Annotated in this window: 12 protein-coding genes; 9 read left to right on the top strand and 3 right to left on the bottom strand. The window is 68.3% G+C overall.

What is annotated here, in order from left to right; translation table 11 throughout:
* The first annotated feature begins 96 nt into the window (after positions 1–96).
* Entirely contained in the window at positions 97–633 is a 537-nt protein-coding gene (locus ACWF7A_RS11890) for a PadR family transcriptional regulator (RefSeq protein ID WP_452250420.1), read from the top strand.
* A gap of 31 nt (positions 634–664) precedes the next feature.
* Positions 665–1,750, top strand: coding sequence for an inositol-3-phosphate synthase (locus tag ACWF7A_RS11895; protein WP_452250421.1), 1,086 nt, complete (start codon positions 665–667; stop codon positions 1,748–1,750).
* Between the two features lie 42 nt (positions 1,751–1,792).
* Here the strand turns inward: ACWF7A_RS11895 and ACWF7A_RS11900 are convergent, their stop codons facing one another.
* Positions 1,793–2,527 (bottom strand): SDR family NAD(P)-dependent oxidoreductase, encoded by a 735-nt coding sequence (locus ACWF7A_RS11900; protein WP_452250422.1) that lies wholly within the window; start codon positions 2,525–2,527, stop codon positions 1,793–1,795.
* 93 nt (positions 2,528–2,620) lie between these two features.
* On the opposite strand from ACWF7A_RS11900, the gene ACWF7A_RS11905 reads away from it, so the two are divergent.
* Complete coding sequence (locus ACWF7A_RS11905) at positions 2,621–3,202, top strand: hypothetical protein (protein WP_452250423.1); 582 nt, start codon at positions 2,621–2,623, stop codon at positions 3,200–3,202.
* On the opposite strand, the gene ACWF7A_RS11910 is transcribed toward ACWF7A_RS11905, so the two are convergent.
* The gene (locus ACWF7A_RS11910; protein ID WP_452250424.1) at positions 3,151–3,777 is read right to left on the bottom strand and encodes an HAD family hydrolase; all 627 of its coding nucleotides are present in this window, start codon (positions 3,775–3,777) and stop codon (positions 3,151–3,153) included. The genes ACWF7A_RS11905 and ACWF7A_RS11910 overlap by 52 nt on opposite strands.
* A gap of 67 nt (positions 3,778–3,844) precedes the next feature.
* Here ACWF7A_RS11910 and ACWF7A_RS11915 point away from each other — a divergent pair, with 67 nt between their 5' ends.
* The 5 genes from ACWF7A_RS11915 (at position 3,845) to ACWF7A_RS11935 (ending at position 10,570) form a co-directional block, all read left to right on the top strand.
* Positions 3,845–5,011 carry an MFS transporter gene (locus ACWF7A_RS11915; RefSeq protein ID WP_452250425.1) on the top strand — a complete coding sequence of 389 codons (1,167 nt, stop codon included), beginning with the start codon at positions 3,845–3,847 and terminating at the stop codon, positions 5,009–5,011.
* A gap of 64 nt (positions 5,012–5,075) precedes the next feature.
* On the top strand, positions 5,076–7,103 hold the full coding sequence (locus ACWF7A_RS11920; protein WP_452250426.1) for a PhoX family protein: 2,028 nt from the start codon (positions 5,076–5,078) through the stop codon (positions 7,101–7,103).
* A gap of 129 nt (positions 7,104–7,232) precedes the next feature.
* Positions 7,233–9,323, top strand: a complete 2,091-nt coding sequence (locus tag ACWF7A_RS11925; RefSeq protein ID WP_452250427.1) for a PhoX family protein — start codon at positions 7,233–7,235, stop codon at positions 9,321–9,323.
* Between the two features lie 121 nt (positions 9,324–9,444).
* A complete protein-coding gene (locus ACWF7A_RS11930) occupies positions 9,445–9,984 on the top strand; it encodes a DUF3455 domain-containing protein (RefSeq protein WP_452250428.1) in 540 nt (179 codons plus the stop codon).
* 46 nt (positions 9,985–10,030) lie between these two features.
* A complete protein-coding gene (locus ACWF7A_RS11935; RefSeq protein WP_452250429.1) occupies positions 10,031–10,570 on the top strand; it encodes a DUF3455 domain-containing protein in 540 nt (179 codons plus the stop codon).
* Here the strand turns inward: ACWF7A_RS11935 and ACWF7A_RS11940 are convergent.
* Complete coding sequence (locus ACWF7A_RS11940) at positions 10,543–11,718, bottom strand: MFS transporter (protein ID WP_452250430.1); 1,176 nt, start codon at positions 11,716–11,718, stop codon at positions 10,543–10,545. The genes ACWF7A_RS11935 and ACWF7A_RS11940 overlap by 28 nt on opposite strands.
* 12 nt (positions 11,719–11,730) lie before the next feature.
* On the opposite strand from ACWF7A_RS11940, the gene ACWF7A_RS11945 reads away from it, so the two are divergent.
* Positions 11,731–12,408, top strand: a complete 678-nt coding sequence (locus ACWF7A_RS11945; RefSeq protein WP_452250431.1) for an SDR family oxidoreductase — start codon at positions 11,731–11,733, stop codon at positions 12,406–12,408.
* Positions 12,409–12,429 lie beyond the last annotated feature (21 nt).

The following is a 12,429-nucleotide window of genomic DNA, read 5'->3' on the forward strand; positions in this document are numbered from 1 at the left end:
TCACGGTGTGCCACATCCCACAGTTGAAAGAGGCCATCGATGTATCGAGCCGATATAATCGCCTCACCTATCGGTGCAGGTGCGAGGAGGTGACTCGTGTTCGAGTTCGCGCTGCTCGGCCTGCTGCACGAGGCGCCCATGCACGGCTACGAGCTGCGCAAGCGCTTGCATGACCTGCTCGGAGCGTTTCGCGCGTTCTCCTACGGATCGCTGTACCCAACACTGCGGCGACTCCAGAGGGCGGGCCTGATCGTGGAGGAGGGGCCGGAGGACTCGGCTCTTTCTTGGGGACGTCGGGCTCGCAAGGTCTACGAGCTGACACCGGAAGGCAAGGAGCGGTTCGCCGACCTCCTGGCCGACGCGGGTCCGCAGACCTGGGACGACGACTCGTTCGGAGTCCACCTGGCGTTCTTCTCGCGCACGCCGGCCGACGTCAGGATGCGCATCCTGGAGGGCCGCCGGCGGTGTGTCGAAGAACGCAGGGAAGGGCTTCGCGAGCGGCTCACGCGCACGGGCGAGCAGATCGACCGCTACACCCGTGAGCTGCACAGCCAAGGCCTGGAAAGCACGGAGCGCGAGGTGCGGTGGCTCAACGAGCTCATCGCGCACGAGAAGTCCGAGCAGGACGAGTAGCGATTCACTGTTGATCAAGGAGGACTCGGCAATGGGCGAAAACCGCCGCACCGTTCGAGTGGCCATCGTCGGGGTGGGCAACTGCGCGGCGTCGCTGGTGCAGGGCGTCCACTACTACCGTGACGCCGACCCGAGCACCCGCGTGCCCGGTCTGATGCACGTGCAGTTCGGTGACTACCACGTGCGCGATGTCGAGTTCGTCGCAGCGTTCGACGTCGACGCCAAGAAGGTCGGTGTCGATCTCTCCGAGGCCATCGGGGCCAGCGAGAACAACACGATCAAGATCGCGGACGTGCCGCCGCTCGGTGTCGTCGTCCAGCGGGGTCACACCTACGACGGTCTCGGGAAGTTCTACCGGGAGACGATCGAGGAGTCCGACTCCGAGCCGGTCGACGTGGTCGCGGCGCTGCGCGAGGCCGAGGTCGACGTGCTGGTCTCGTACCTGCCCGTGGGTTCTGAGGACGCGGACCGCTTCTACGCCCAGTGCGCCATCGACGCCGGTGTCGGCTTCGTCAACGCCCTGCCGGTCTTCATCGCGTCGGACCCGGAGTGGGCGGAGAAGTTCCGCGCCGCCGGCGTCCCGATCGTCGGTGACGACATCAAGTCCCAGGTCGGCGCCACCATCACGCACCGCGTGCTGGCGAAGCTGTTCGAGGACCGCGGTGTCCAGCTCGACCGCACCATGCAGCTGAACGTGGGCGGCAACATGGACTTCCTGAACATGAAGGAACTGGAGCGACTGGAGTCCAAGAAGGTCTCCAAGACCCAGGCCGTCACGTCCCAGGTGGACCGCGAGATGGGCAAGCGCAACGTCCACATCGGCCCGTCCGACTACGTGGCGTGGCTCGACGACCGCAAGTGGGCCTACGTGCGTCTCGAAGGCCGCGCCTTCGGCGACGTGCCGCTGAACCTCGAGTACAAGCTGGAGGTCTGGGACTCCCCGAACTCCGCGGGCATCATCATCGACGCGGTCCGCGCGGCGAAGATCGCCCTCGACCGGGGTATCGGCGGCCCGATCCTCTCGGCGTCGTCGTACTTCATGAAGTCCCCGCCCGTGCAGTACTCGGACTCCGAGGCGCACGAGGCCGTCGAGAAGTTCATTCGCGGCGAAGTCTGACGTGATGAGGGCCGCTCTCCCGCGGGAGGGCGGCCCTTGCCGTCAGCGCTTGGACAGCCGCAGCTTCTGCCAGCTGTCGTCCGCGGTCCACCCGCCGTCGACCGGCAGCGCGACCCCGTTGATGTACCTCGCGTTGTCGCCGGCGAGGAACCGCACGGCCTGAGCGATGTCATCGGGCGCCGCGAACCGGTTCATCGGCACGTGGTCGGTGATGTCCTCGTCGACGTAGTACCCGCCGGCCTGCGACTCGACGTCCATCTCGGTCTTGACCCAGCCGGGACACACGGCGTTGACCCGGATCCCCCGCCCGCCCCACTCGACGGCGAGCGTGCGCGTCAACCCGATCAGCCCGTGCTTCGTCGTGTTGTACGCGGCCCGGTCCGCCACCCCCTGCAGCCCGGCGACGCTCGCGATGTTGACGACACTGCCGCTGCCCTGGGCCAGCATGACCTTGCCCAGCGCCTGCGTGAGCAGGAACGGCCCGGTCAGGTTGACCGCCATGATCCGTTCCCACTGCTCGAGGCTGGTGTCCTCGAACGGCACGATGCCGGCGATCCCCGCGTTGTTGACCAGCACGTCCACCCGCCCGTGGGTGCTCGTGACGTGCTCGGTCAGGCGCTGGACGTCGGCGGCACTCGCCACGTTGCCGACGATCCCGTCCTTGCTCTCCTGCAGGTCGAAGCCGACGACGGCGAACCCGTCCTCGCGCAGCACGTCGGCGATCCGCAGGCCCATGCCCTGGGCGGTGCCGGTGACCACGGCAACTCGTTGCGTCATGCCGCCACGCTAGGCAGCGGTGGCCCTTCCGGCACAGACGCGTTCGCGGGTTCGGAGTCTCAGCGAAAGTGCTGCTTCCGCTAGGTTCGCCCGGTGCGCACGCTGCTCGTCGCCCTCCCCGGCCTGGTCCTCGCCGGCATCGGCCTGACCCACCCGCACCACCTGGACGCGTCGACCGCCCAGTGGTGGCGGGACATGCACGTCATCCTCGCGGTGGTCTTCCCGCTCCTCGGTGCCGCGCAATGGGTTCTGCTCGACGGCAGCCCGCGCTACGTCCGCTACCCGGCCCGCGCGGCGACGTTCGGCTACGTCGTCTTCTACGGCGCCCTCGACGCGCTGGCAGGCATCGGCGGAGGTGCCATGACGCTGGCCAACGGCGGGCGGACCAGTGCGGACGCGCCGCTGTTCAAGATCGGCAACCAGCTCGGAACCGTCGGTGCGTGGTGCTTCTTCGCCGCCAGTCTCGCGATCGCGGTGTGCGCGTTGATCGACCACCGGCTGAAGGCGCTGCCGGGCGCGGTCTTCCTGATGCTGGGCAGCTACCTCTTCCTCAGCAGCCACATCTACTGGCCGAAGGGCGTCGTCGCCTGCACCTGCCTCGCCATCGGCATGGCCGCGACCAGCTACGCGAGCGCGTCCGGCAGGTCGGCGACCGAGGACAGCACCCGGACCTGAGCCAGCACGTCGGACGCGGGCGGGAAGTGCGGGTTCGGCACGGCCAGCACGGTCATCCCCGCTGCCAGCGCGGCCTTCAGACCGTTGGTCGAGTCCTCGACGGCGTAGCAGAGAGCGGGGTCGACGCCGAGTTGTGCGGCTGCCGCCAGGTAGACGTCCGGTGAGGGCTTGCCGGAGGCGCACGACTCCGACGACACGGCAACCGGTACGTCCAGGCCGGTCGCGTCCAGGAACGCCCTGATCAGCACGGCCGGCGCGGACGACGCGATCGCGACCTGGAACCGTGACGAGACGAGACGGACCGTCTCGTCGGCGCCCGGGATGAGCGGGAGATGCGCGGCGTAGGCCTTCTCCATCTCGGCGATCACGCCGGCGGACGCCTCGGCCGCGGTCAGCCGCACGCCCAGCGACACCAGGTACGCGCCCCACTCCGGCGTCGACATCCCCTGCATGGCCCGGGTCGCCTCAGCGGTCCACGTGCCGCCGTGGGCGGCGGCGAACGACCGGCGCACCTCGTCCCACACCTGCTCGGAGTCGATCAGCACGCCGTCGAGGTCGAAGATCACCGCATCCACGCCACGAACCGTACCCTGTGGCCCACGATACTTCGCTATGCTAAGCAAAATCAGTTAGGATAGCTAAGTGAATTTCAAGGCTCAGCCCAAACAGGTGTGGATCACCGCGTTCGCCGCGGTCATCGCATTCATGGGGATCGGGCTCGTGGACCCGATCCTGCTGTCCATCGCAGAGGGTCTGCACGCAACACCCGCGCAGGTCACCCTCCTGTTCTCCTCCTACCTCGGCGTCCAGGTCGTGGCGATGCTCTTCACGGGCGCGGCGACGGCGCGGTTCGGGGCCAAGCGCACGCTCGTGGGAGGCCTCGCGCTGATCGTCGTGGCGACGCTCGCCTGTTCCGCGGCGGGGAGCATCGGCCAGCTCGTCGGACTGCGGGCCGTGTGGGGGCTCGGCAACGCGTTCTTCATCGCCACCGCGCTCAGCGTCATCGTCGGCGCTGCCAGCGGCGGGCAGAAGGCCGCGATCCTGCTCTACGAGGCCGCGCTCGGTCTCGGTCTGAGCGTCGGGCCGCTCCTCGGCGCGTTGCTCGGCAGCTTCTCGTGGCGCGGGCCGTTCCTCGGGACGGCGGTCCTGATGGCGGCGGCATTGATCCTTTGTGCAACGTTCCTGGCCAAGGACTCGCACGTCGAACGTCCGAGGATCGGCCTGCTCGACCCGCTCAGGGCGCTGCGGAACCCGACCCTGCTGCGCACCTCGATCGGAGCGGCCCTCTACACGGCCGCGTTCTTCACAGTTCTCGCCTGGTCGCCGTTCGTCCTGCAATGGGGTGCCGTCGAGATCGGACTGATCTTCTTCGGCTGGGGCGTGTGCGTCGCCGTGTCGAGCGTCTTCCTCGCGCCGAGGCTCGCTGACCGGGTCGGTGAGAAGGCCGCGATCATCGGATCCGTGCTGGCCTTCGCCGTGCTGATGCTGCTGATGGCGGTGCCCGCCAAGCCTCTGCTGGTGGTCGCGGTCGTCCTGAGTGGCCTGGTGAGCGGCCTGCTCAACACGTTGTTCACCGGTACCGCGATGAGCGTCAGCGACGCGCCGCGGCCGGTCGCCAGTGCCGGGTACAACTTCCTGCGGTGGCTCGGCGGCGCGCTGGCCGCGACGTTCGTGAGCCACCTGGCCCAGCCGTTCGTCGTCGCCGCGGTCCTCTGCCTCGTGGCCGCCGCACTGCTGACGTTCAACCGGACGGACACAAGGGACGTTCCGTCCGAAGCTGTCCTCGCGGGTGAACAACTTGTGGGTTAACAAAGCATGAACGGAAGCCTACGGTCGGTGCTGGTTCCCGCACCGACCGTAGGAGGCCACCACCATGATCCCTCTGCCACTCGTCAACCACCGCGTCGGCAGAGCGGCGGTGACATGCGAGTACCGCTGCGGGGACGCGTGCTTCCACGAGGTCCCGAACACCTCGGACAACCCGTACTTCGGTGACCTGGTCAGCCGCCGCACCGCGCTCAAGGCCGGTGCGGTCGTCGCGGCCGCGGCCACCATCGCCGCACCCGCGACGGCAGCGGCCGCCGCGGAACCCGAAGCGAAGTCCCAGGGCCGCCCACCCAGGGGACTCGACTTCAAGCCCGTCGCGGTCAACACCAAGGACGAGGTCGTCGTCCCCGAGGGGTACGAGCAGGGGATCGTGATCCGCTGGGGCGACCCGCTCTTCCCCGGCGTTCCCGAGTTCGACTTCGACGACCAGACCGCCGCGAAGCAGGAGAAGCAGTTCGGCTTCAACTGCGACTTCGCCGCCATCCTGCCGCTGGACCCGCTGGAGCTCAGCGGGATCATGGTCACGAACCACGAGTACACCAGCGAGCCGTTCATGTTCCGCGGCTACGACGCGAACAACCCCACCGAGGAGCAGGTGAAGATCGGCTGGGCCGCCCACGGCCTCTCGGTCTTCATGATCAAGCGCTCGCTGTTCTCCGGCCACTACCGGCCGCGGTTCAGCAAGTACAACCGCCGCATCACCCTCAACACCCCGTTCGAGGTGCGCGGTCCGGCGGCCGGCAGCGACCTGCTGAAGACCTCCGTCGACCCCACCGGCAAGAAGGTCTTCGGCACGATCAACAACTGCGCCGGCGGCGTCACGCCGTGGGGCACGATCCTGTCCGGCGAGGAGAACTTCAACCAGTACTTCGGCAACGCCGCGACCCGCAACGACCCGAGGCTCACGAGGTACGGCGTCACCGGCACCGCGACCACGCGCAAGTGGGAGCGCTTCGACAAGCGCTGGGACCTGGCGCAGGAACCCAACGAGGTCAACAGGTTCGGCTGGGTCATCGAGCTCGACCCGCACGACCCGGACTCCACGCCGGTCAAGCACACGCACCTCGGCCGCTTCAAGCACGAGACCGCGAACATCCGCGTCGCCGACGACGGCCGCATCGTCGCCTACTCCGGTGACGACGAGCGGTTCGAGTACATCTACAAGTTCATCTCCAACGGGAAGATGAAGCGCGGCAACAGCAAGGCCGCGCGCCGCCACAACATGACGCTCCTCGACGACGGCACGCTCTACGTGGGCCGCTTCAAGGGCGACAGCCCGGTGAGCGAGATCGACGGCACCGGAAGGCTGCCCAGCGACGGCAAGTTCGACGGCACCGGCGAGTGGATCCCGCTGGCGGCGGGCAAGAAGTCGTTCGTGCCGGGCATGACGGCCGAAGAGGTGTACGTCTTCACGCGCATCGCCGCGGACAAGGTCGGCGCCACGAAGATGGACCGCCCCGAGGACATCCAGTGCCACCCGCGCACCGGCACGGTCTACTGCGCGCTCAGCAACAACGTCGAGCGCGGCGTCACCGCCGGCAAGGAGGGCGCGACCGAGCCGAACCCGCGCGTCAACAACCGCCACGGCCAGGTGCTGGAGCTGACCGAACGCCGGGGCGACGCGCTCGCGCTGACGTTCAACTGGGGCCTGTTCCTGGTCTGCGGCTTCCCCGAGGACCCGAACACCTACTTCGGCGGCTACGACAAGACGCAGGTCAGCCCGATCTCCAGTCCGGACAACGTCGCGTTCGACCGGCACGGCAACCTGTGGATCTCCACCGACGCCGACGGCAAGCTCGACGGGCTGAACGACGGCCTCTACGGCGTGCCGCTGGAAGGCCCGGAACGCGGTCACCTCAAGCTGTTCCTCACGGTGCCGCGCGGGGGCGAGACGTGCGGCCCGGTGATCGGCGAGCGGGTGATCACCGTGTGCGTCCAGCACCCCGGTGAGGTGGACGGCGCGAGTGCCGACAAGCCCGTCTCGAACTGGCCGGACCGGGGCACGTCGAGGCCCAGGCCGTCCGTCGTGGCGGTGTGGCGCAAGGGTCATCGTCAACTGGGAGAGATCGGCTGATCACGGCGCGTGCTGTGATCGTTCGGGTGTAGTACGAGTTCGCCCGCCGTTCATCTTCTGGACGGCTGGCGAACTCGTTCGGCTCTTAGGTTCGGCCAGTTCCCACACTGACCGATCTCGGAGGCCTGCGTGTCCTCACCCACCGATCGGGGCCGTCGTCTGCTGCCCCTCCTCACGGCCGGCCACCCGCTCGGGCGGCAGGCGGTCACCTGCGAGTTCCGCTGCGGCAACGCCTGCGCGCACGAGGCGCCCAACTCGTCCGCCAACGCGTACTTCGGCGACGTCGTCAAGGAGGTCGTGAGCCGCCGCGGCATGCTGAAGGCCGGTGCGGTCGTCGCGGCCGCCGGTGCCGGCGCCCTCGCGTTCTCCGGTTCCGCCACCGCCGCTCCGGCGAACGCCGAGGCCCGCGGTCACGGCGGCGGCAACGACCCCGGCGGTCTGAACTTCGAGCCGGTGGCGCCCAACACCCTCGACCAGATCAGCGTCCCCGAGGGTTTCCAGCAGGACGTCGTCATCCGCTGGGGCGACGGGGTGCTGGACGACGCGCCGAAGTTCGACTTCGACAACCAGACGCCCGAGGCGCAGGCCAAGCAGTTCGGCTTCAACAACGACTTCTGCGGTCTGGTCCCGGTTCCGGGCTACCACGACAGCTGGCTCATGGTGAGCAACCACGAGTACACGACCGAGTCCTTCATGTTCAAGGACTGGTCCACGACCACGATCACCGAGAAGCACGCCAAGATCGCGTGGGCCGCTCACGGCCTGTCCGTCGTGATGGTCGACCGCGACCCGCGCACCGGCAAGCTCTTCGTCTGCCCGGACGACAAGAAGAAGTACAACCGCCGCATCACCCTCACGACGCCGTTCGAGGTCAAGGGTCCGGCCGCCGGGTCCAAGTACCTCAAGACCTCCGCCGACCCGACGGGCCGCAAGGTCCTGGGCACGCAGAACAACTGCGCCGGTGGCGTCACGCCGTGGGGCACGATCCTGTCCGGCGAGGAGAACTTCAACCAGTACTTCGCCAACGGCGGCAACGTCACGGACCCGGACACCAAGGCCAAGTTCGCCCGCTACGGAATCAGCGGCGGCGCGTCCCTGCGCCAGTGGGAGCGCTTCGACAAGCGCTTCGACCTGGCCCAGGAACCCAACGAGGCCAACAGGTTCGGCTGGATCGTCGAGATCGACCCGCTCGACAAGAACTCGACGCCGGTCAAGCACACCGCGCTCGGCCGCTTCAAGCACGAGGGCGCGAACGTCATCGTCGCCAAGGACGGCCGTGTGGTCGCGTACATGGGCGACGACGAGCGCTTCGACTACATGTACAAGTTCGTCACCGACGAGAAGATGCAGAAGGGCCAGTCGAAGCGCGCCCGCGAGCACAACAAGCAGCTGCTGGACAAGGGAACGCTCTACGTCGCCAAGTTCACCGGTGACAGCCCGGCGGCCGAGATCGACGGCACCGGCAAGCTGCCCGCCGACGGCGAGTTCGACGGCTCCGGCGAGTGGATCGCGCTGGCGCACAACGACAAGTCGTTCGTCCCCGGCTTCACCGCCGAGGAGGTCTACGTCTTCACGCGCCTCGCCGCGGACAAGATGGGCGCCACGAAGATGGACCGCCCGGAGGACGTCGAGCCCTCGACGCACAACCGCCGGATCTACGCCGCGCTGACCAACAACACCGACCGCGGCAAGGCGGGCAAGGAAGGCCCGACCGAGATCAACCCGCGCAACGGCAACAAGCACGGCCACGTCCTGGAGATCGAGGAGCGCCGCAGCGACAACACGGCGCTGACGTTCTCGTGGAAGCTGCTGCTCGTCTGCGGCGACCCCAAGGACCCCGGCACGTACTTCGGCGGCTACGACAAGTCGCAGGTCAGCGCGATCTCCTGCCCGGACAACGTCGCGTTCGACACGCACGGCAACCTGTGGATCTCCACGGACGGCAACGCGCTGGGCTCCAACGACGGCCTGTTCGCGGTGCCCGTCTCCGGCAAGCGCCGCGGCCAGGTCAAGCAGTTCCTCACCGTCCCCAAGGGCGCGGAGACCTGCGGCCCGGTGATCACCGAGGACTTCGTGCTGGTGTCCGTGCAGCACCCCGGCGAGATCGACGGCGCCTCGGCCAACAACCCGCTCTCGCACTGGCCGGACGGTGGCACCTCGCAGCCGCGTCCGTCCGTCGCGGTGGTGTGGCGCAAGGACCGTCGCAAGATCTGCGACTGATCATGTGGTCCGGGTCACTCTGACCTTGTGAACCGGTGCGGCCGCCCGTCCGTGTGATGGGTGGCTGCACCGCGGACAGCCAAAGGAAAGTCCACTTTGGTCGTCCACTTTGGAGTGAGTCGTGAACGTTCGTCTTCTCGTTGGTGCTGCTGCTCTTCTGGGTCTTGCTGCGTGTGGCACCCCCACCGCCGGCACCGCTACCCCCACTCCCGTCGCTCAGGCGGAGGACACGCCCGTCGCGGCAGCGGTCCAGGTCCCCGCGGGTCAGGAACTGGTCGGCGAGTACCGGGCCACGGGTGTCCAGACTTACTCCTGCACGGGCAACGCGTGGAAGGGTCTGGAGCCCACCGCGACGCTCGTGGACAAGAACGACAAGCCGATCATCATCCACTCCCGCGGCCCCGTCTGGATCTCCACGGTGGACGGCAGCGCGGTCGAGGCGGCACCCGTCGACGGTGCCAAGAACGACGTCAAGGGCGCGGTGCCCGAGCTCCTGCTCAAGGCCAAGGCCGTGCGCGGCGACGGCCTGTTCGGCAAGGTCACCTACGTCCAGCGCCTCGCGACCGAGGGCGGCGTCGCCCCAACTGGTGGCTGCAAGGCCGGCGCGCAGACCTCGGTCTCGTACAAGGCCCTCTACACCTTCTACGCGCCCGCCAACTGAGACGGCACTGAACCGGTCCGTTTTTCGGCCCGTACGACAGCAGGTGATGAAACGAACTGGCATCGTCCTGGTCGCATCAACCCTTCTGGGCATCCTGGCGGGAGGTGTCGGCTCCACCGCGGCGCCGACCCCGGCTGCCATGGACGACTACGCCGCGAGGGTCGCACCCGCGGTCCAGGTCCCGTCCGGTAACAAGGTCGTCGAGAAGTTCTACGCCAAGGGCGTGCAGACCTACACCTGCACAGCCGGAGCGTGGAAGGGCCTCGAACCCGCTGCGACACTGGCGGACCGGCTCGGCAGGGCGGTCGGACTGCACTCGCGCGGTCCGATCTGGGTCTCCACCGTCGACGGCAGCGCCGTCGAGGCCGCCCCGGTCGACGGAGCCCGCAACGAGGTGCCCGGAGCCGTTCCGGAGCTCCTCCTGAAGGCCAAGTCCACCAGGGGCGCGGGTGTCTTCGCCGGCGTCAGCTACGTGCAGCGCCTCAACACCAAGGGCGGCGTCGCACCCGCCGGCAGCTGCACCGAAGGCGCCCAGACCTCCGTCAAGTACGAAGCGCTCTACACCTTCTCGGTCCCTGCCCTCTGAACGAGCGCGACGACCGCTGCCACGACCATCGTGATGCCGACGACCCAGAGGCCGGTCTTCTGGGTTCCGGTGAGGTCGCGGAGCGTTCCGGTGACGTAAGGGGCGACGAAGCCGCTCAGGTTGCCCAGTGAGTTGATCAACGCGATCCCGCCCGCCGCGGCCGCACCGCCGAGGAAACTCGTGGGAAGTGCCCAGAACGTCGGCAGTGCGGCGCAGACACCGATGGCGCAGACGGAGACCGCGACCATCGCCGCGACGGGGTTGTCGAGGTGCAGAGCGAAAGGGATCGCCGCTCCACCCAGCAGCATGGGCGCGGCGACGTGCCACTTCCGCTCTCCGGTGCGGTCGCCGTGCCTGGCCCACAGGACCATGGCGACCGCGCCGAGGACGTACGGGATCGCGTTGATCAGCCCGCGCTCGACGATGCCCGCGTCCGGCGCGAGCCCCTTGATGATCGTCGGCAGGAAGAACCCCAGCGTGTACAGCCCGTAGACGATCCCGAAGTACACGAAGCTCAACGCCAGGATCCGCGGGTGCGTCAGGGCCTTCTTCAACGGCCAGTGCTCTTCCTTCGGCTGCTCGACCGCCTCGGCGGGCCTGTCCGGCAGCCAGAACCACGTCACGAACGCCAGCGCGATCGCCGGCAACCCCTCGATGAGGAACATCGTGCGCCAGCCGGTCCACTCGATCAGCAACCCGCTGAACGTGGCCCCGAGCGCCGTCGAGATCGGCACCGCCACCATGAACAGCGCGACGATCCGCGCCCGTTCCTTCTGCGGGTACCAGTACGTCAGGTACAGGATGATCCCCGGGAAGAACCCGGCCTCCGCCACGCCCAGCAGGAACCGCAGCACGATCAGCACGGTCCCGTTCGGCACGAACGCCATGGCCGTGGCGACGATCCCCCAGCTGACCATGATCCGCGCGATCCACCGCCTCGCCCCGAACTTGTGCAGCGCCAGGTTGCTCGGCACCTCGAGCAGCAGGTACCCGATGAAGAACACCCCGGACGCGAACCCGAACACCGTCGCGCTGAGCTGGAGCTCCTCCGACATGCCGTTGGGCCCGGCGAACCCGATGTTGACCCGGTCCAGGTAGTTGATGAAGTAGAGCAGGCACAGGTACGGCAGGATCAACTTCCTGGGCACTATGGTCCCCCCATGAGTGATCGTCCGGTCGCCCTCGTCACCGGGGCATCCAGCGGAATCGGCTCGGCCATCGCCCGAAGTCTGGCCCCCACCCACGACCTGCTGCTAGGCGGACGCGACGAGGACTCCCTGTCCGTCCTGGCCGCCGAGCTCCCCGGAGCGCAGGCCTGGCCGTTCGACCTGACGAACGTCGCGTCGGCCGACCTGGGCCCGCTCTCCCGCCTCGACGTGATCGTCCACAGCGCCGGCATCGCCCTGCTCGGACCGCTGGGCGAGGCCACCCAGGAGGACTGGCGCAGGACGTTCGACGTGAACGTCTTCGCCGTCGCCGAGCTGACGAACCTCGTCCTGCCGCAGCTCCGCGAGGCCGGCGGCCACGTCGTGCTGATCAACTCGGGTGCGGGCCTCGCCGCGAACCCGGGCTGGGGCGTCTACGCCGCGTCGAAGTTCGCACTGCGGGCCTATGCCGACGCGTTGCGCGGCGACGAGCCGGCGCTGAGGGTGACCACTGTCTACCCCGGCCGCACCGCCACGCCCATGCAGGAGGACGTGCGGCGCCAGGAGGGCGGCGAGTACGACCCGTCGAAGTACATCGACCCGGCCTCGGTGGGGCGGGCGGTGGCGTCGGCCGTGCTGGCGACGCCCGACGCCCACATCACCGAGATCAACGTGCGGTCCCGCCCGCACTAGTTGTCCACAGGTCTGTCAACA

The organism is Lentzea sp. NPDC055074 (assembly GCF_053608005.1).